This is a genomic window from Pseudomonas sp. GW821-FHT09C09 (assembly GCF_059418105.1).
Genome location: NZ_JBWKPF010000013.1, coordinates 16,318 through 36,070 on the forward strand (window position 1 = coordinate 16,318; position 19,753 = coordinate 36,070).

Annotated in this window: 15 protein-coding genes; 10 read left to right on the top strand and 5 right to left on the bottom strand. The window is 56.4% G+C overall.

Annotation, left to right across the window (positions count from 1 at the left end):
- Positions 1-200: 200 nt before the first annotated feature.
- Both AC07NR_RS28630 and AC07NR_RS28635 read left to right on the top strand, forming a co-directional pair.
- The gene (locus AC07NR_RS28630) at positions 201-881 is read left to right on the top strand and encodes a KilA-N domain-containing protein (protein ID WP_495079967.1); all 681 of its coding nucleotides are present in this window, start codon (positions 201-203) and stop codon (positions 879-881) included.
- 192 nt (positions 882-1,073) lie between these two features.
- Complete coding sequence (locus AC07NR_RS28635) at positions 1,074-2,159, top strand: hypothetical protein (RefSeq protein ID WP_495079968.1); 1,086 nt, start codon at positions 1,074-1,076, stop codon at positions 2,157-2,159.
- Between the two features lie 322 nt (positions 2,160-2,481).
- Here AC07NR_RS28635 and AC07NR_RS28640 read toward each other — a convergent pair whose 3' ends face one another.
- Positions 2,482-6,105 (bottom strand): AlbA family DNA-binding domain-containing protein, encoded by a 3,624-nt coding sequence (locus tag AC07NR_RS28640; RefSeq protein ID WP_495079969.1) that lies wholly within the window; start codon positions 6,103-6,105, stop codon positions 2,482-2,484.
- A gap of 248 nt (positions 6,106-6,353) precedes the next feature.
- Between AC07NR_RS28640 and AC07NR_RS28645 the strand changes: the two genes are divergently transcribed.
- Positions 6,354-6,572 (top strand): hypothetical protein, encoded by a 219-nt coding sequence (locus AC07NR_RS28645; protein WP_495079970.1) that lies wholly within the window; start codon positions 6,354-6,356, stop codon positions 6,570-6,572.
- Between the two features lie 71 nt (positions 6,573-6,643).
- On the opposite strand, the gene AC07NR_RS28650 is transcribed toward AC07NR_RS28645, so the two are convergent.
- Positions 6,644-7,195 (bottom strand): hypothetical protein, encoded by a 552-nt coding sequence (locus AC07NR_RS28650; RefSeq protein ID WP_495079971.1) that lies wholly within the window; start codon positions 7,193-7,195, stop codon positions 6,644-6,646.
- A 289-nt stretch (positions 7,196-7,484) separates the two neighbouring features.
- Complete coding sequence (locus AC07NR_RS28655; protein WP_495079972.1) at positions 7,485-8,432, bottom strand: LysR family transcriptional regulator; 948 nt, start codon at positions 8,430-8,432, stop codon at positions 7,485-7,487.
- Positions 8,433-8,581: 149 nt separating this feature from the next.
- Between AC07NR_RS28655 and AC07NR_RS28660 the strand changes: the two genes are divergently transcribed.
- Together AC07NR_RS28660 and mmsB are read left to right on the top strand one after the other, a co-directional pair.
- On the top strand, positions 8,582-10,108 hold the full coding sequence (locus tag AC07NR_RS28660) for a CoA-acylating methylmalonate-semialdehyde dehydrogenase (protein ID WP_495079973.1): 1,527 nt from the start codon (positions 8,582-8,584) through the stop codon (positions 10,106-10,108).
- A 9-nt stretch (positions 10,109-10,117) separates the two neighbouring features.
- Positions 10,118-11,005 (top strand): 3-hydroxyisobutyrate dehydrogenase, encoded by an 888-nt coding sequence (gene mmsB, locus AC07NR_RS28665; RefSeq protein WP_248738392.1) that lies wholly within the window; start codon positions 10,118-10,120, stop codon positions 11,003-11,005.
- A 76-nt stretch (positions 11,006-11,081) separates the two neighbouring features.
- Here mmsB and AC07NR_RS28670 read toward each other — a convergent pair whose 3' ends face one another.
- Positions 11,082-11,426, bottom strand: a complete 345-nt coding sequence (locus AC07NR_RS28670; protein ID WP_007953863.1) for a cupin domain-containing protein — start codon at positions 11,424-11,426, stop codon at positions 11,082-11,084.
- A gap of 739 nt (positions 11,427-12,165) precedes the next feature.
- Here AC07NR_RS28670 and AC07NR_RS28675 point away from each other — a divergent pair.
- The 5 genes from AC07NR_RS28675 to rfbA are packed head-to-tail and all read left to right on the top strand — an operon-like array spanning position 12,166 to position 18,516.
- Entirely contained in the window at positions 12,166-12,966 is an 801-nt protein-coding gene (locus tag AC07NR_RS28675; RefSeq protein ID WP_248738391.1) for a DapH/DapD/GlmU-related protein, read from the top strand.
- A 38-nt stretch (positions 12,967-13,004) separates the two neighbouring features.
- The gene (locus AC07NR_RS28680) at positions 13,005-14,213 is read left to right on the top strand and encodes a glycosyltransferase family 28 protein (protein WP_248738390.1); all 1,209 of its coding nucleotides are present in this window, start codon (positions 13,005-13,007) and stop codon (positions 14,211-14,213) included.
- Positions 14,214-14,235: 22 nt separating this feature from the next.
- Entirely contained in the window at positions 14,236-16,413 is a 2,178-nt protein-coding gene (locus AC07NR_RS28685) for a prenyltransferase/squalene oxidase repeat-containing protein (protein WP_248738389.1), read from the top strand.
- 54 nt (positions 16,414-16,467) lie between these two features.
- Positions 16,468-17,550 (top strand): dTDP-glucose 4,6-dehydratase, encoded by a 1,083-nt coding sequence (rfbB, locus tag AC07NR_RS28690; protein WP_495079974.1) that lies wholly within the window; start codon positions 16,468-16,470, stop codon positions 17,548-17,550.
- Between the two features lie 42 nt (positions 17,551-17,592).
- Positions 17,593-18,516 (top strand): glucose-1-phosphate thymidylyltransferase RfbA, encoded by a 924-nt coding sequence (rfbA, locus tag AC07NR_RS28695; RefSeq protein ID WP_495079975.1) that lies wholly within the window; start codon positions 17,593-17,595, stop codon positions 18,514-18,516.
- Positions 18,517-18,558: 42 nt separating this feature from the next.
- Here the strand turns inward: rfbA and AC07NR_RS28700 are convergent, their stop codons facing one another.
- Complete coding sequence (locus AC07NR_RS28700) at positions 18,559-19,704, bottom strand: LLM class flavin-dependent oxidoreductase (protein WP_495079976.1); 1,146 nt, start codon at positions 19,702-19,704, stop codon at positions 18,559-18,561.
- Positions 19,705-19,753: the final 49 nt, after the last annotated feature.

Consider the following 19,753-nt stretch of genomic DNA (forward strand, 5'->3'; position numbering starts at 1 on the left):
TTAAGTTGCAGTAATGAATGAGGCAGGCGGTCGCTTGCCCATCTGCTACACCCTCTTACATCTCCCTAGACAGAACATATAAGTCAATCATCGTGGCCGGTGGTTACGGTTGGTCGCCGCTCTTTGGCTGGCTGCTCGATGGTTGACTTATATGTTCCGCCTGCACACCAAATTCAAAAATAAATTTCGAGAGGTCTACTATGACTATCGCACTGCCTATTAAACTGCCCGACGCACAGGGTAACTTGCACACCTTCCTGTCTAACAATGATGGGATGTACAACCTGACTGACATCTGGCGAGAGCTGGGCCTGCCAAAGAAGAATCTACCCAGTCAGTGGGATAATGCGACTAAGCGTTACTTAGCGCAGAGTGGAAATTTCCATTCTGCAAATACTCAAGACAAGAATACCCTCGCCACTGAGATTGGAACCATCGCATATGCAATGTGGGTTAGCCCTGCATTCTTTGAGCTGGTTGTTTCTGTCTTCATCACTGTGCGCAATGACGAGAAGTTAGCCGCTGCCACCTATCGCAAGCTGGCGGATGAGCATCAAGACATGTTCGCTGCCAATGCCCGGAAGGTTAAGGCATACGCACGCTTGGATCGTACATTGTTGCACTGGAGGCATAGCTGTTACTTGGCAGACATCAACAGTCCTGACCTGGCCTACAAGTACGTAGTCAGTAAGTACATGCTTTGGTCTGTCCGTTACGTCGGCAAGATTACCCGATATTCCCTCACCGCTGAGGGAAAGGCCGCAGGGTTCTACGTGGTCAATGGTGGAAACATGAGCGATGGCCTTCGCGTTACATCGGCAGGTCGCTGCTGGCTTATGGATCACGCCGACGAGATTAACGAGGCAACCCGTTATGCGTAAGTTGATCCCCGGATATTCCCCATCGTTTAACTACGGCGGGCCAATTGGTCACGCTGATGAAGACGACACAGTTAACGGGCGAGCGCCCTACCTACCGGCACCTACTAACTTCCTTGCTGCATTCCAGCCGGGGAGAGGTGCGCAACTAATGCAACAGACAATGACCAACTAAACAGAGAGGTTTAAGACCAAATGGACAACGTACAGAATATCAATGCACGATTCGACGCACTCAAAGGCGCAATGACCCATTCCCAACTGCTCAACGCAATGAAGGTGCCATCTGCTCAACAAGCTATCCAGCAAGTTGGCGAAGCCGAAGTTATCAAGATGCTGCAAATGAATGGCTTGGGCTACGCCGAAGGACAGGTGTGCAAACGCTTCACTGTGTTCACCTCCCAGCTAATCCCCGGTCGTGATAGCGATGACCAGAAGTTGCGGGAGTTCGCCCGTACTCGACAGGACGTTATCAACTCGCTCAAGCATTACAACGAGTTCGGCTATCTGAAACACCAGACTCCGAAGGGTATGCCGTCGCCATATGACGCTCAGTGCCTGTTCAAGTGGCTGAGCGACCTGCGATCTTTCATCACGACCCAGCTACCAGAAACCGACATGTTCAAGCAGGTAGGGGTGGGGAGTAGCCGTAGCAGCTTCCCAGAGTTCTCCGAGGTGCTGAGCAAGTACAGCCCTGACATCCTTGACCTTCTGGACGTGGTAGACCACGGGCGCTATCACAGCTACGCCTACCACTCTGCGAAGGTGGGGAGCGATCTGGGGCGCACGATGCACTCACTGCTGTTCGGTGCCGAGGGTTGGGGCAAAGCTGCTGCTGAGAAGCTGGCCGAGCTGTCGGCTGCTGCAAGCGGCCCGTACAACCAGCGCAAGCCAGCGACTGAGGCATTCAACCTGCTGACCACTGGCCTGCTGTCGGCTGAGGACTGCGCTGCATTGGTTGCCACCGGAACCTACACACCGTTATTCGTGGAGCAGATGTTCCAGATGGCGGCTCAGGTCTACGGCCAGTTCAAGATGGGCGACATCGGCTATCAGGTCTACGAGTTCAACAGTAGCCGACTGAGCGCTGCTGTCCGCGAGGCAGAGCGTCAAGCCAAGCTACTGGCGGATCTGGAGGCACAAGAAGAGGCTCGGCGCACTCGGATGGAGCGTGCCCAAAAGATCCTTAAGCGACTGGAAGAACTGAAGGCCAAGATGGCCGACGGCTCTATCACCATCAGCGAGCTGGAAGAACTGGAACGCATGCAGGTCTTCGCGTAAGCATCAGGCAACAGAAGGAAGGGGCTGGCATAAGCTGGCCCCAACCAGTAGGAACAAGCACCCAAGGCCACAGCGCACGGGTGACTATTGCGGACAGGCTAAGCTCGGGGTATCTGTCTTTTTGCACCCTGGCCCTCCGCTTCAGCCATTAGCAATTGATGATGAGTGGTAATCGAGTCTATCTTAACCTCGGCCTACTCTTTGGAAATTTACCAATCTGATAATGAGATTAATATGTTGTTAGCAGTTAAAAGAAAACGCTACGAGATCGGCGAAATCTACGTAGCGTTTAGATTTTGCTTGTTTTAATTTCCCCCTAGTCTCATTCGAGATTAACTACCCATGCGCGAGGCCCATCATAGCTGAGACCTAGATAAAAGCTAACTGTCGCGTTTTCATCTTTGCCAGCATGAATGTCAGATTTTCCAGGAACAAAAAATGCGTCTATCCCGCCATTAACCTCAATGAGTCCCTTATGAGGCCCGTCTATAGACTTTACCCTACCGGATACTCTGCGAAGCAATTCAGGTGATTCAAAAAACTCTCCCTTCCAATCACCTAGTTGACTTTGATGAACCAACCCTTGAATTCCGCTTTTCTGGCCGATCCACTCAAAGCTGCGAGTGCGATCACGCCGATATCGAGTTAAAGTCTTACAGTCTTCCAAAGAGCGTTCGGTATCCATTACCGCCTGTGAAGAGCCCTGTAAAATACGCATGAAGTGCAACGCATACAGGTAGAAAGCTGCGTCGAGCGAGCCTGTATTCACTTTCCAATATCCAACTTTTTCCGTGAGTGCGTCTAAGGAAGGTGGGGCGCTCGAGTAGCGAACGGCTCTAAGCCAAAGTCGCAGGCTGGTGGAGTCGTTTGTGTTTTCTTCAAGGTTTTCTTCGAGAAGATTTTGAATTCTTTGAATCTCTTTAGTCGATAGATTTTCCCACCGACCTTTATGCCTTCTGAGAATAGTCCACACAATTTGTCTGCGCACGGGCGGTTTAGAAACTTCCGGGCGGGATAATAAGCTATCCCAACTTTGCAGGGAGGAAGTAAAGTCGCCGTGAAGTCTAGAAAGCTTTGCTTGGCAGTCAAGCGCGTAGCGACTTGGCTCTTCTCCCGCATAAAGATTTTGTAGTTGGTCTAAAACGTCTTCCGCCCTATCTATTGCCTCCCGAAGATAGGGGTTGCTCGTCGCGCTAGTGACACTCGAAAAGCCGACTCTGTCTACCAAGTCAAGCAGTAATTGTATTTCTCCAATGTAGCCGTGCTCTAAGTCTGGAGCGATATCTCTGGTGCGTTCAAAGGAGGAGCTTGCATCTTTTGCTATCTCAACAAGTTCCTCAGCCATAGCTCCTTGCTCAGCTGAGGCTTTCATTTTTTGTCGTAGAACCATGCCTCGCATATGGTGAAGTACGTGATCGTCTTCCTGGATAGATATTGCATAATCAATCTCACTAAGAGATTGAGGGAAGTCACCTTTGGCGCCCAAGAAACGACCTAAGTGAGCATGCATGTGCGCTTCTAATGGAAAACACTCAGTAAGATGACGTAGCACCTCGACCCGCCCGGCGTCAGAGGGAATATCATCAATTAGATGAGAAAAACCTCTTGCGCCTGAACGCTCGGTGCCAAGAACTTCGACGTTGTCACGATAAATGAATACCCTTCTCGCCAGTTCCAATAGCACATCGCTTGACGTTTCACCATCACCGCCACATAGATCAGCGAGTTCCTTGCTCCACTTTGAAAGGCTCTGACGCCAAATGTCGCTCTTGTCCTGAGCATCCACAGGTGAGAGCAGATGTCTCATAATTTCTTTCGAAATAAGTTGGTGGCTTGTCCTCCAAAACCCTGTTTGCGTTTCGATCAATAAATCCAGTGTTTTTTCTGTTTCGCCAGAGAATACACTTCGCAGTTCGACAGGTTTCGTCTGTGGCAATCCTAATATACTTGCAAAGGCCTGAGCAGGAACAGCCTGCTGTCCATAGTAATTAGCTATTGCCAAGAAGCCCAATATCTTCATCTGAGCAGCGTTTAGATGCTGTACCCGCAGAATTACATAAGGGGTCAAACCTTTAAAGTCACTCTCAAAAGCTGTCAGTCCAAAGAAAAAAGCTGTTCTTTCTCGTGCTTTTTTACTTTCAGCCAATGAGCGGATCTGTGAGGATCTACTTGGTACAGCTTTAACGTACGCCGCGCGGAAACGATCAGATTCTTGGTTGCTCAGATCCGCCTCCAACCAAAATCGACGTTTTGCAAGCTGCTGCGGACTGAAGCGACGAAGCACCTGAAGAAGAACCGCAGGAGTTTGTGACGCTTTCAAATAGCCAAATAACTCGTCAATATCCCTTTCCGAATGAAGTCCACCATCAATTACTACGAGGACGGTACATTCGGTAAGCGCTGCTAACTTGGATATCTTATCTGCTGTTTCGCGGCCGGAGGATCTCGTAAGTAAGCAAGTAGGATATGTGTTGTGCACATCCCATGCTAGTCGACGAGCGATTGTTGTTCCACCACCGCCTGGGGCATGATAAAGATTTACCCTGACAGTTTGCCTCCGTCTCAGGTCATCTTCAATTTGCGTTCTGATTTGATAAAGAACATCTCGATCGCAGTCATGATGGAGCTGTAAGTTTCTCCAAGAAATATCTGCCCCGCGTCGAAACTCATCAGGATCATCCTCGCCTGTGAGGCCAGTGTTCCGGTGAAGAATCTCTAAGTCCTCTGATAGCCACAACCAATTGGCTAACTCCAACTCAATTGAAGCTCCGTTTGGAGTGACTAAAATGTATCGTTCATCTTTGTGAGTGGATTCTATGTCTGAGAAGTGTACAGCAAGGCTAGATAGAACACTTCTCCGGCTCATCGTAATAAAATGGGCTCCCGCATCCTCACCAATGGATTCGAATGAGGCGGGGTCGTTTGAAACTAAGACAATTTCGAGCGCTTCCCCGAATACACCATTCATTTCTTCTAATATGGTTCTTAGATGCTTCTTGAGATCTGTATCTTCCCAAAAAACAACAGCCACTACCGGTGAAGGATTGATCGCTGATGCAATATTTTGGAGCTGCCTACTAATCTCTAATTTATATTGCTTCAGCCAAACTTTGTGCTCGTTGGTTGCAACCGTTTCTTGCCTCCCATGGATGCCTCTGGCAAAAAACCAATGTATCCCTGGCTCTGGTCTAACTGTGTACTCTCCCCGAACTACTCGGTGTATAGTTCTAAACCGCTCAAGAGTTCCAGATGCGAGTTTCAACAACCCAGTTGTGTCACTTTCAGGGTCGAAATCGATAACTGCTCGCCAAGGAGCGGCTCCTATAGCATGTGCAACTCCTGCTAGCTTTGGGTCAACTCGGTCAGTAATTAAAATGTATGAGATGCCCTGCGAAAAACTTCGTGCAGCTTCTAGAAAAGGTGACCAGTTATCAAGAGGCTGAGAGGTAAATCCGGATATCTCGCCCGTATGAAACCACCGAAAAATCATCGAGGTTTCATCACCTACAGCTCGTTCGCTAGTAGTGCCGCGTCGAAAATAAATAGCACCAGCTTGTAAACCGTCAAAATCTTTTATGGGTGTAAAAGGCCCTCTATCATCAATTAATATTTCAACAACTCCGACATTTTTGTTGTCGATAGTTAGAGGGGTATAGACGAATCGTGGAATAGGTTGGGCCCGATCTGTACCAAATGCTCCTTGGAATTGCTGATCATCCATATGCTTTTCAAGACCAATGATTTCGCTACCATTCTCCGCAGTCCAAGAAACTCCCAGTACAAGCACTGCACTACAATCTCGCGGCGTATTTGCCATCGCCAGAATATCTTTAATGAATTCGTTGCGTGATTGCGGCGATTTCAATCCGCCATATGCATCCCTTTTGAAGTCCAGCCAATCTCTCTCGCCAAAACTTAGCAATTCACGCAGTCTTGCTTCATCCATATAAGACACCCTTGTCAATCGCTGTAAGTGTTTCTTTATCTGCTCATGGAAAATATAGTGATTATTTTCCGCTAAAAAAACTTTTGCCCTTTCGTGACGCTACCAAAAGCGTGGAGCCGTGTCGAGCGCCTTGACCGGAGCTGCCTTGGAGTAAACGCGCGTAGGTACGCCTGAGGAATTACATACCCGGCTTCCACCAGTGGCGAGATGAGCTAAAGTTTATGCGTCACCACTCAAGGACGATTCTTATGTGCGATAACTCAGAAAGTAATGTCGCAACGGCGGACGCACTCACTTTGCTTTTGCATAACCAGCATGCCATCGCTGCGGCAATTGATGAGCTGACTTGCTGGCTCTCAGAGAATGGAGTTTCAATCGTTGCTGAAAACGCAACCATGGCCTTGGAAACGCTGGACGTGAATGCTCAAGAGATTACGGACGCCATAATGCGAATACGGCGGTCGTAGACCTGGCGGCTTGGCTACCCGCCTTGTCACCTGCTGTTTTCGATCATGGGCGCAGCGATCCCTGAGAAAGGTCAAAGCTCCCCATTGTAAGTTATTGGGTCTTTACTAATTCCGATGTCCTCTCGGACAGCATTCAACAGTGCTAGAGCTTTCTCTCGTACTTCTGACCATTCATACACCACCGCTCCGTGGCTGATTTTCAGTAAGTGGTCAATGAGGTTGTCCTGTGCGTCCATCACGGACTGGGGCGCAAGCATGGCGAGATATCCGTAGACCTTCATACGTTGCTCGTTGAATTCATCGAAGCGCGCCCCTGCCTCGGTCGCAATCAACCGCCCCTCTCCGTGGGAATCGAGGGCTGAGAGAAGCCTTGCGACAATTTCTATAACCGCCCGGTAAATCAGTATTTTGTCGTTCTGGAATCGGAGAGTGTTTTCTTTGATTACATCGAGAGCCCGCTTTGCCTTTTCAAGCTCCATGGTCAATTGGTGGGTTTCGTTTGCCAGAATTCGGCCAGCCCAGACCTTTCCCAACCAAGAGGAGAGAGCGAAGACAAGAATGCCGCCACCTCCGAGCGAAAAGATTGCAGCCCCCACCAGTTTCAATATCTCTTCCCAACTCATGATTGGCTCCCTTGTTGTAGCGCTTGAGTATGGTCGACTTCAGGCAGGCGCCTACTGGGCTCCTTCAGCATCTTGCAGAAAATCCGGGTAGGCACTTCCGGGTATGTCCACACATCTCCCTCGCAGGTGCCCTAACATGAGCTTATCGCGTGCACATGCGCGCCTCTGGGTGGGGGGACTTTGGGGCGCTCTCAGGTGTTACAAGTCACGTATCAACCCCTGACACAAAACCTTGGCAAAGGCCTGCTGACCTCGTTACGATGCGGCCACCTGATTCCTTGAAACTCTGTCAGTCGGCAAACCGCATCTCTCGCGTCTGCCCCATCAACAGCGCCTGATTGCGCTCGGTCACTTCGCGGATGTAATCCCACAACAGGGTTATCCGCTTGAGCTTGCGCAGGTCCTCCCGGCAGTACATCCAGAACTGCCGGGTGATGTCGATTTCCTCCGGCAACACCGGCAACAGGCGCGGGTCCTGGGCCGCGAGGAAGCACGGCAGAATCGCCAGCGAACGCCCCTGCTGCGCCGCCACGAATTGCGCGATCACGCTGGTACTGCGCAAGTTCGCGCTGGCGCCGGGCACCACGTTCGCCAGATACAGCAGCTCCGAGCTGAACGCCAGGTCATCCACATAACTGATGAATTGATGCTTGCCCAAATCGGCGGGGCGGCGGATCGGTGGGTGTTTGTCGAGGTATTCCTGGGTCGCGTATAGCTGCAGGCGGTAGTCGCAGAGTTTGCAGCACACGTACGGCCCGTGCTCCGGGCGTTCGAGGGCGATGACGATGTCGGCCTCGCGTTTGGACAGGCTGATGAAGTGCGGCAGCGGCAGGATGTCCACCGAGATCGCCGGGTAGGCGTCGACGAAGTGGCTCAGTTGCGGGGTGATGAAGAAGCTGCCGAAACCCTCGGTGCAGCCCATGCGCACATGCCCGGACAGCGCGACGCCGGATCCGGACACCTGCTCGCAGGCCATGTGCAGCGTGCTTTCGATCGACTCGGCGTAACTCAGCAGACGCTGGCCTTCAGCGGTCAGCACGAAACCGCTGGTGCGGGACTTCTCGAACAGCAATGTGCCCAATGCCGCTTCCAGCGAACCGATTCTGCGCGACACCGTGGTGTAGTCTACCGCCAGACGTTTGGCCGCAGTGCTGGCCTTGCGGGTGCGGGCGACTTCGAGGAAAAACTTGAGGTCGTCCCAGTTCAGCGAGCCTAAAGACGTGATGTTTTTTTGCATGATGGACGGGCTTATATGTGCGTTCTTATTAGAAGTTTGCACATCTATACTCCAAAAACAGTCCGACAACCAATTCGCGACACACGCCTCATCTCAAGGCGAACCTCTCGTCTTGGCTCCCAAGATAAAAACAATTTCTGGAGACCAGCATGAACGCATCGCTTACGCCCAACGAAACCACGGTCCAGAAGGTCAAGCTGCTGATCGACGGCGAGTGGGTCGAATCGCAGACCTCCGAGTGGCACGACATCGTCAACCCGGCGACCCAGCAGGTGCTGGCCAAAGTCCCGTTTGCCACCGCCGCTGAAGTCGACGCAGCCGTGAGTGCCGCCCAGCGCGCCTTCCAGACCTGGAAGCTGACCCCGATCGGCGCACGCATGCGCATCATGCTCAAGCTGCAGGCACTGATTCGCGAACACTCCAAACGCATCGCCGTTGTACTGAGCGCCGAGCAGGGCAAGACCATTGCCGATGCCGAGGGCGATATTTTCCGTGGCCTGGAAGTGGTCGAGCACGCCTGCTCCATCGGTAGCCTGCAGATGGGCGAGTTCGCCGAAAACGTCGCCGGCGGCGTCGACACTTACACCCTGCGCCAGCCGATCGGCGTCTGCGCCGGCATCACGCCGTTCAACTTCCCGGCGATGATTCCGCTGTGGATGTTCCCGATGGCCATCGCCTGCGGCAACACCTTCGTGCTCAAGCCGTCCGAACAGGATCCGCTGTCGACCATGCTGCTGGTGGAACTGGCGATCGAAGCCGGTATTCCGGCCGGTGTATTGAACGTGGTGCACGGTGGCAAGGATGTAGTTGATGGCCTGTGCACCCACAAGGACATCAAGGCCGTTTCGTTCGTCGGTTCGACCGCCGTCGGCACTCACGTTTATGACCTCGCCGGTAAACACGGCAAGCGCGTGCAATCGATGATGGGTGCGAAGAACCATGCGGTGGTGCTGCCGGACGCCAATCGCGAACAAGCGCTCAATGCCCTGGTCGGCGCCGGTTTCGGTGCGGCCGGTCAGCGTTGCATGGCCACCTCGGTGGTGGTGCTGGTGGGCGCGGCCAAGCAGTGGCTGCCGGATCTGAAAGCGCTGGCGCAGAAACTCAAGGTCAACGCCGGCAACGAGCCGGGCACTGATGTCGGCCCGGTCATTTCGAAAAAGGCCAAGGCGCGGATTCTCGATCTGATCGAAAGCGGTATCAAGGAAGGCGCGAAACTCGAGCTGGACGGTCGCGACATCAGCGTGCCGGGTTACGAGAAAGGCAACTTCGTCGGCCCGACCCTGTTCTCCGGGGTGACCACTGACATGCAGATCTACACCCAGGAAATCTTCGGCCCGGTGCTGGTGGTGCTGGAAGTCGACACCCTCGATCAGGCCATCGCGCTGGTCAACGCCAACCCGTTCGGCAACGGCACCGGCCTGTTCACCCAGAGCGGCGCGGCGGCGCGTAAATTCCAGACTGAAATCGACGTCGGCCAGGTCGGCATCAACATCCCGATTCCGGTGCCGGTGCCGTTCTTCAGCTTCACCGGTTCGCGCGGTTCGAAACTCGGCGACCTCGGCCCGTACGGCAAGCAAGTGGTGCAGTTCTACACCCAGACCAAAACGGTCACCGCGCGCTGGTTCGATGACGACAGCGTCAACGACGGCGTGAACACCACCATCAACCTGCGCTGAGGAATGGCCATGAAAATCGCATTTATCGGTCTGGGCAACATGGGCGCGCCGATGGCGCGCAACCTGATCAAGGCCGGGCATTCGCTGAATCTGGTGGACCTGAACAAAACCGTGCTGGCGGAGCTCGAGCAACTGGGCGGCACCATCCGTGCCTCGGCCCGTGAGGCCGCCGAAGACGCAGAGCTGGTGATCACCATGTTGCCGGCCGCCGTGCATGTGCGCAGTGTCTGGCTCGGTGAAGACGGCGTACTGGCCGGGATCGGCAAAGGCGTGCCGTCAGTGGATTGCAGCACCATCGATCCGCAGACTGCGCGCGACGTGGCAGCAGCGGCTGCCAAACAAGGCGTGGCCATGGCCGATGCACCGGTCTCCGGCGGTACCGGCGGCGCCACGGCTGGTACGTTGACCTTCATGGTCGGCGCCACCCCGGAACTGTTCGCCACTCTGCAACCGGTGCTGGCGCAGATGGGCCGTAACATCGTGCATTGCGGTGAAGTCGGCACCGGCCAGATTGCCAAGATCTGCAACAACCTGCTGCTCGCCATTTCGATGGTCGGCGTCAGCGAGGCGATGGCCCTCGGCGATGCGCTGGGGATCGATACCGGTGTGCTCGCCGGGATCATCAACAGCTCGACCGGTCGTTGCTGGAGTTCGGAAATGTACAACCCATGGCCGGGCATCGTCGAAACGGCACCGGCCTCCCGTGGTTACACCGGTGGCTTTGGCGCCGAGCTGATGCTCAAGGATCTGGGGCTGGCCACCGAAGCGGCGCGTCAGGCCCATCAGCCGGTGGTGCTGGGCGCGGTGGCGCAGCAGTTGTATCAGGCGATGAGTCAGCGCGGGGAAGGTGGCAAGGACTTCTCGGCGATCATCAACAGCTATCGCAAACCGCAGTAAATGTCGCCAGGCCTGTGCTCTGCACAGGTCTGTATTGCCGGGAAATCACGTCGGGTGGTTTCCCGGCTTTTTTGTATCAGGCGAACACGAAATATTTGCGCACGGTCTCGACCACTTCCCAGGTGCCTTTCATGCCCGGCTCGACGACGAAGATGTCGCCGGCGCGCAGGTGGATCGGCTCCATGCCGTCCGGGGTGATGACGCAGTAGCCTTCCTGGAAATGGCAGTACTCCCACTTCACGTAGTCCACTCGCCACTTGCCTGGCGTGCAGATCCAGGTGCCCATGATCTTGCTGCCGTCTTCGCTGGTGTAGGCGTTGAGGTTGACGGTGTGCGGGTCGCCCTCGAGCTTTTCCCATTTGCAGGCGTCGAGTACGGGCAGCGGGTGGGTGTCGCGCAGAACGGTGATAGGTGCGGGCATGACGGCTCCAGGTCAAAGGCAGTTTGAGTCGCCACCGTAACGTGGGTGAGCACCGTCGGAATGTCTGGGTTCGACCTCCGGATGCCCGTTAGCGCTGAGCGGGAAAACCCGATAAAACCGCCATTTGCACCAATGCAGTGCATATATGACGGTTTTAATACAAGTGCGCACCATAAAAGTTCAATAAATTTTTAGACCAAAACGAGATAACCATTCTGGCACCTATTGCAAAACAAAATCGTCTGTACTATAACATTCGTACTAAAGGACAATCCCACCCTAATGGAGCTACACCAGAGTCACGGACAGACTTGAATCGGCTTTTCTTCACATGAAACTGACTTGGCCTTCGGCGCAAGCGTGAACTTCTACCTGTTGTTAATGAATAACGACAATTGAATGAACCGGTCAGTTAATAAGTTGCGCAGACGCAATGTCGTGCGTGCTTTGAATGGAAGCCCTAAATAAACAGTTAATTATTATTTGTGCTGCGGCGGAATTATTTCTGCGGGATACGCACGCCTATCGAATTTTTATGTGCCCGGCATCAATGGAATGAGGCTTTATTGTGGACGACATAAATGTAGTTGAAGTTTCGACGACCGTGAATGACGCGAGTGAGTTGGGCCGGCATGTCTGGATTCGTGCTGGCAGTTGCCTGCAAAACGTTCAGGTCGCCGATGATTGTTTCATCGGATTCAAGTGTGATTTGCAGTTCACTTCAGTTGGCGCGTCCAGCATGTTTGCCACTGGCGCACGATGCCTGGGCACTGCGCAAGCACCGGTAAACATTGCCGAAAACGTCTGGCTGGGCGCCAAGGCCACCGTGACCGCCGGTGTTTCCATCGGTGCGGGAGCGGTGATCGCTGCCGGGGCGCTGGTGACGGCGGATGTGCCGGCCGATGCCATCGTGGTCGGTCGTCCGGCGCGGGTCATTGCCCAGCGCACAGTCGTCGAAGACGGCCTGCCGAGCCCGGCACCTGTGCTGGCCAAAGTCCGGGACCGGGCGCGCCAGGGCTTGCCGTCGATGCTCGATCGGTCCACGCAGTCGGTGCCGCGCCTCAAGGCGTTGAACCCCGACACCGCGACTTGGGACATCAGCGACGAAGTCTTGATCGATGCCGAATTGCGCGGCGGGGCTTCGGTGGAGATCGCCCGGGACTGCATTCTGATCGGACGCAGCAGCCGCCAGGGCGGCATGTCGCAACTGGGCGGCATCGAACTGGGCACTGGCACCCGACTGGCGCCGGGCGTGGTTATCGAAGCGGCCGGCGGAGTGACCATCGGTGCCTTCAGCGAGCTGGCCGAAGGCGTCACGATTGTTGCGTCCACTCATGATCATTCTTTCCGCTCACTGCCCTGGGAGGAGGCACCTGTGCGCATTGGAAGTCGTTGCGTAATTGGCGAGGGCGCCATCTTGGTAGGTCCACTGAATATCGGTGACGGTGCAGTAATCAAACCGTACTCAGTGGTGATAAGGGATGTATTGGAAAACACTGTGGTTCATGGCGTTGTTCAACTAATGGAGATTCAAGAATGATTTTATTTGCCCCCAATCCAACCGGTTCAGGCCACAACATGCGCGCGCTTTCGATCGCTCAGGCGATTAAAAAGCAACGTCCGGACATGCCATTGACCGTGGCACTGGCTTCTTTGCAGCCAACCTTTACACCGATGTTCGAAAAGTCCGGTGTTGAAGTGGTGGATATTGCCGGTCGTCTGGTCGATTACTCGAAAAAGAGCAACTTGTCGAAAGAACTCGACTGGAATAATTACATCGGCGGTTATATCGCCAATACCTTCCTGTCTGGCGAGCGGATTCTGTCTTACCTGGCCCTGATCGACGAGTACAAGCCGACGGCCCTGGTGTCCGACTACAACATGGCCGCCTGCCTGGCCGCGATTTTCAGCGGCACACCGCTGGTGTTCGTGACCGAGCGTTATGACTTCACCCTTTGCCAGCTTCAGGATCACGACCTGGCCGACGGCGGTTTCGAGGTCAACGCGCTGGAAATGGCCCGTGCCCGCACGGCGCTGCACAGCCAGTTCAACTGGATGATCAATCAGAGCCAACTGGTGCTGACCGACAAGCCGTACGTGGCTTCACTCGATCAGGGCACGCCGGTGGCTGAAGCACTGAACAGTGGCAAGGCTCATTTTGTCGGGCCGATGATCCGCGACATCAATGTGCAGAGCGGCTTGAACGTGCGCGAGCAATTGAACCTCGGTGATGCGCCGTTCGTGGTTGCCTCGATCAGCGGCACCACGATGTTTGCGCAGAACAAGGACGCGCTGCTCGCCGCTTACCTCGACAGCTTCAAGGTCCTGCGCGAACGCAATCCGGAGCTGAAACTGGTATTGCTCGGCCGTCAGGATATCCAGTCCCAGGACGGCGTGGTTTGCGTGCCGTATTACCCGGACTGGATGGGCCTGCTGCGCGAAGCCAGTCTGCTGATTTCGGCGCCGGGCTGGATCACCGTGACGGAAATCGCCGCACTGCAGATTCCGACCCTGTTCGTGCTGCCGTCCAAATCCGAATACCACGAACTCGAAGCCCTGCGCCGTCTGGAGCTGCTCGGTTTCCCGACGCATCTGGGTCACGATCGCGACGCTATCGTCGAGCTGATTCAGGGCGAGCTGGAGAAAGACACTCGCGCTTCGGCCTATTACGCGCCTCATCGCCAGGTGGCCGCACCGGACGGCGAAGGTGCCGCCCGCGCCGCGACGCGCATCATCGAGTTGTGCCTGGGCAGCGTTGTGTCGCTGACCGCAAGCAAAGCCGCTTAACCTCAAGGAAGAGGGATTTACCATGCCGCTGCATCCGCAGTTTGTATTTGATCAAGGCCTCAAGGACATTGAGTACGGCGGTTTTTTTGCTGTCACCGATGCCAGTGGCGAAGTCGCGATTTCCACTGACAAGCAGTTGCAGGACCAGGTCGCGGCCACGCTTTTTCAAGCCGACCACGGTGACGATGTTCAACTGCGTTTTGCCCATGACGGGCTGATGCGTTTGTACGATGCGCCGAACGCCGGCTTTCACGAGCTGGCTGACCGCTACTGGACGCCCCACGGTTCGGGACGTTGCCGAACGCTGGCGCTGCAACTGGACGCATTGGCTGCGCTGATTGCCTATCAGCGTCGAGTGCCGCAGGACGCGGCGAACGATGCCGTGATCCACGGCATTCTGGAAAAGGTCGAAGCGCTTTACGCCCGTTCCACGGTTGCCGGCCTGTACAGCAGTGACTGGACGACGCCGCTGGAGCTGGCGACCTCGATCGATCTCGACATCAGCGCCACGGCTTTGCTGGCGCGCATCGGCAACGAGCCGTTAGGCCTGGGACTGGTCGGGCACCTGCAGATTCATGCAGAAAACCTGATCGGCCGGGTGGCCGGCAGCGACAGCCAATCCTGTGTCGATGTGGCGCTGACCCGTTGCGCCGTGCGCGCTCAGGTCAGCCTGGTGCTGGCGCGTCTGGCCAATGTGCGGGACGACAATGCGTTGTCGAACCTGGCCCGTTCGTTCCTGCTGCAAACCCTGGCGCTGTTCCGCGATCCGGCCTACGGCGGCTACTGGGACCGGGTCGGGATCAACGGCAAAGTGCGATGCGACTGGCACACCTCGTACAAGAACCACGAGTCGCCATTCCCGATCAAAACCGCCTACGACGTCGCGTTGCTGTTGCAGGCGATTCAGGCCTTGCCGTCCGGCGCGAGCGACGCTGACCGCGCTTCGGTGACGGCTGCCTTGCTGGAGTTTCACGACGCCCGCAATGGCGGACTGTTCATGGGCAAGGGCTATTTCTGGTCGACGCCCGATGACCCGACCGTGCCGTTCATTCGGCAGTTCTGGGCACCGCCGCGTCAGCCGGGGATCTTCAGTATCGGCAACCTGACGTACCTGCCGCTGCACCTGAAGAGCCTGAAAACCCAGCTCGCCGCCGCCCACGCCTTGCAGTCCATCGAGCCGGCTGCTGGCGTTGCTCATCATGACGATGCGGCGTTGGTAAACCGTGAGCTGCAAGTGATCGATGGCGGTGGCGACGTCCAGCGCATTCACCCGAATGGCGTGCCAACCATCAATGTCGATCTGCAGCGTTATCTCGCCTGGCTGGCCAAGGCCCGGGCGTCGAACGAAACGCCTTACGGGCTGACCGCTGAAACCGCGCCGCTGGGTTTCCGGGCCGACAAAACGTGGCAGGTGTTTTCCGGGCTGCACGTGATTTCGGACTTGCACGCCCTGGGCCTGCAAATCGAAAACAAGGCCAGCCTGATCGATTGCATCAGGGCTTCGCAAAACACCGACGGTGGATTTGCCGAACAACCGGGGCATCTGAGCGACGTGTTCGCCACCTACTGCGCGGTGTTGTCGCTTCGAGTGCTGGGTGCGTTGCCGAACGATATCGGCGGTTGCGTGCGTTACCTGCAAGCGTGCCAGAACCCCGATGGCGGGTTCGGCGATGTGCCGGGTTTCGGCTCGGACATCTGGCACACCAACCTGGCAGTGCTGTCGCTGCATGCGCTGGAAGCCAAAGCGCCGGACGAGCAGGGCGTGATGGCTTTTGCCCTGCGCTGCCGCTCGGCCGACGGCGGTTTCGCCAACAAGCCAGGGTATCCGCCGGATGCGTTTTCGGTGTACCGCGTGGTGTCGACGCTGTTCATTCTCAACCGACGCATCGTCGATGCCGAACAGACCGTCGCGTGGCTGCAAAAGCTGCAACTGGCTAACGGTTCGTTCCACTACCGGCCGGGCAAAGCGGTCAGCCTGGTGGGGACTTACATGGCCATCGCGGCAATGTTTCTGCTCGACGCCCAGCCGACGTATTTGCAGGAATCGAAAGACTGGATCGCTTCCCACCAGAAGCAGGACGGTGGTTTCGGCCCGCTCAACGCGACCTCGGCGACCACCGACGAAAGCTTCGTCTGCATCCAGACGCTGCTGATTCTCGAGCAAGGCCTGTCGCAGTACTGGGTCGCGTTGTTGAACTGACCTGCACACAGCATCGAAGGACGTTAAATCATCATTTTGCCAGGGGAGGCGCTGATGAAAATTTTAGTGACAGGGGGCGCGGGCTTCATTGGCTCGGCCGTGGTGCGGTTTCTGATCGAAGAGACCGAATGCGAAGTGATCAACGTCGACAAACTGACCTACGCCGGCAATCTCGAGTCGCTGGCCGATGTGTCCGATTCGCCGCGTTATCGGTTCTGTCAGGTGGACATCTGCGACAAGCCGGCGCTGGACGAACTGTTCGCACGGCTGCAACCGGATGCGGTGATGCACCTGGCCGCCGAGTCCCATGTGGACCGCTCGATCGATGGCCCGCAGGCCTTCATCGAAACCAACGTCGTCGGCACCTACACGATGCTCGAAGCGGCACGTGGTTACTGGAACCGGCTGGACGCGACGCGTCAGGCGGCGTTCCGTTTCCATCACATTTCCACCGACGAGGTGTATGGCGACCTGGAACCCGAAGATCCGGCGTTCACCGAACGCACGCCGTATGCGCCAAGTTCGCCGTACTCGGCGACCAAGGCCGGTTCCGATCATCTGGTCCGCGCCTGGCATCGCACCTACGGCTTGCCGGTGGTGATGAGCAATTGCTCGAACAATTACGGGCCTTATCACTTCCCGGAAAAACTGATTCCTCACGTCATCCTCAACGCGCTGCAAGGCAAGCCGTTGCCGGTGTACGGCGATGGCGCACAGATCCGCGACTGGCTATTTGTCGAGGATCACGCCCGAGCGCTGTATGCGGTGGTGACCCGCGGCGAAGTAGGGCAGACCTACAACATCGGCGGCCACAACGAGAAGACCAACCTCGAAGTTGTGCAAACCCTGTGCGATCTGCTCGAAGCGCGTGGTGCGGAAAAACCGGCAGGCATCGCGCACTTCCGTGACCTGATCACCTTCGTCAAGGATCGTCCGGGCCACGACAAACGCTACGCCGTCGATGCCGGAAAAATCCACGCGACGCTCGGCTGGACCCCGCAGGAAACCTTCGAAAGCGGCATGAAGAAAACCGTCGACTGGTACCTCGACAACCGCGCCTGGTGGGTGCGGGTGATGTCCGGTGCCTACGCGCTGGAGCGTCTCGGCGAGCAACGCAACGAAGCCCTCGTGGCCTGAACACTCAGTCATTCAAATCTCACTGCTTGAAAGGAAAAAAGCATGGCCAAGTACAAAGGAATTCTGCTGGCGGGCGGCGCCGGTTCGCGTTTGCATCCGATCACCCTGGGCGTCTCGAAACAGTCGTTGCCGGTGTATGACAAACCGATGATCTATTACCCGCTGTCGGTGCTGATGCTGGCGGAAATCCGCGAGATCCTGATCATCTCCACCCCGGAAGATCTGCCGGGCTTTCAACGCATGCTCGGCGACGGCAGCCAGTTGGGCCTGAGCCTCAGTTACGCGGAGCAACCAAGCCCGGACGGCCTCGCTCAGGCGTTCATCATCGGTCGTGAGTTCGTCGGTGAAGACAACGTCTGCCTGGTGCTCGGCGACAACATTTTCTACGGCGCCGGTTTCGGTGAAACCTTGCTGCAAGCCGCGTCTCGTGACGAAGGCGCCACAGTGTTCGGTTACTACGTGGCCGACCCCGAGCGCTTTGGCGTGGTGGAATTCGATGCCGCCGGCAAGGCCCTGAGCATCTGCGAAAAGCCGAGCGATCCAAAGTCCAACTACGCGGTCACCGGCCTGTATTTCTACGACAACGAAGTGCTGCAGATTGCCGCCGACATCAAGCCGTCGCCGCGCGGTGAACTGGAGATTACCGACGTCAACAACGTCTACCTGCAACGCGGCAAGTTGAACGTGTCAGTGATGGGCCGTGGCATGGCGTGGCTGGACACCGGCACCCACGATGCGTTGATGGAAGCCGGCAACTTCGTGCAGGCCATCGAGAAACGCCAGGGCCTGAAAATCGCCTGCCTCGAAGAGATCGCCTACGACAAGGGCTGGATCGACGACGCGCAGTTGCTGGTGCACGCGGGCAGCATGAGCAAGACCGGTTACGGTCAGTATCTGGCGCGGCTGATCAACGATGATGTGGTGGTTTCGATGGACGCGCAGCGCCCGTTGAAAGGCGCTGCCTGACCGTTGTGAGATCAATGTGGGAGCACGGATGCTCCCACGGTTTCAGTGGCCGGTCACACTGTCATGTTGTGGGGTTTTGACACCCGGGCGTGGTTCGGCTGGCGAGGATTGCAGGGACTGCAAACGGGCCAGGCGATTGGCGTGAGTCGGCGCGTCGGCCGCCAGTGGCGAGCGGCGTTTGCGGGTTTCCTCACGCAGCACCGGCAAGACTTCCTTGCCGAACATGTCGAGTTGCTCCAGCACGGTCTTCAGCGGAATACCGCCGTGGTCGAACAGGAATAGCTGGCGCTGATAGTCGCCGAAGTGCTCGCGGAAGGTCAGGGTCTTGTCGATGATTTCCTGAGGGCTGCCGACGGCCAGCGGGGTCATCTCCATGAACTCTTCCAGGGAAGGACCGTGGCCGTACACCGGCGCGTTATCGAAGTAAGGACGGAACTCCCGACGTGCATCCTGGGAGTTGCGACGCATGAAGATGTGCCCGCCGAGGCCGACGATCGCCTGTTCCGGCGTGCCATGGCCGTAATGGGCAAAGCGCGTGCGGTAGAACTCCACCAGCGCCATGAAATGTTCCCGGGGCCAGAGGATGTGGCTGGCGAAAAAACCGTCGCCGTAATACGCCGCCTGTTCGGCGATTTCCGGGGTGCGGATCGAGCCGTGCCAGACGAAGGGCGGCAGGTCGTCCAGCGGTCGCGGGATCGACGTGAAGTGGTTCAGCGGTGTGCGAAAGCGTCCGCTCCAGTTGATGTCTTCCTCGCGCCAGAGCCTGTGCAGCAGGCGATAGTTTTCCATCGCCAATGGCAGGGCGTCGGCGATGCTCTTGCCGAACCAGGGATAGACCGGCGCGGTGTTGCCACGGCCGAGCATCAGGTCCATGCGTCCGCCGCAGAGGTTTTGCAGCAGCGAATACTCTTCGGCCAGGCGCACCGGATCGTTGGTGCTGATCAGGGTGGTGGACGTAGAGAGAATGATGCGTCGGGTTTTCGCTGCGATGTAGGCCAGCAGCGTGGTGGGAGAGGAGGTGATGAACGGGGGATTGTGGTGCTCGCCGGTGGCGAACACGTCCAGTCCGATGTCTTCGGCCTTCTGCGCAATTTGCAGGGTGGCCTGGATGCGCTCGGATTCACTGGGGGTACGGGCGTTGGTAGGGTCCTGTGTGACGTCGCCAACGGTGTAGATCCCGAATTGCATAAAGCCTCCTTGCCTTGGGTAAAGGTACGTTTGAAACCCTCGCCGCGAA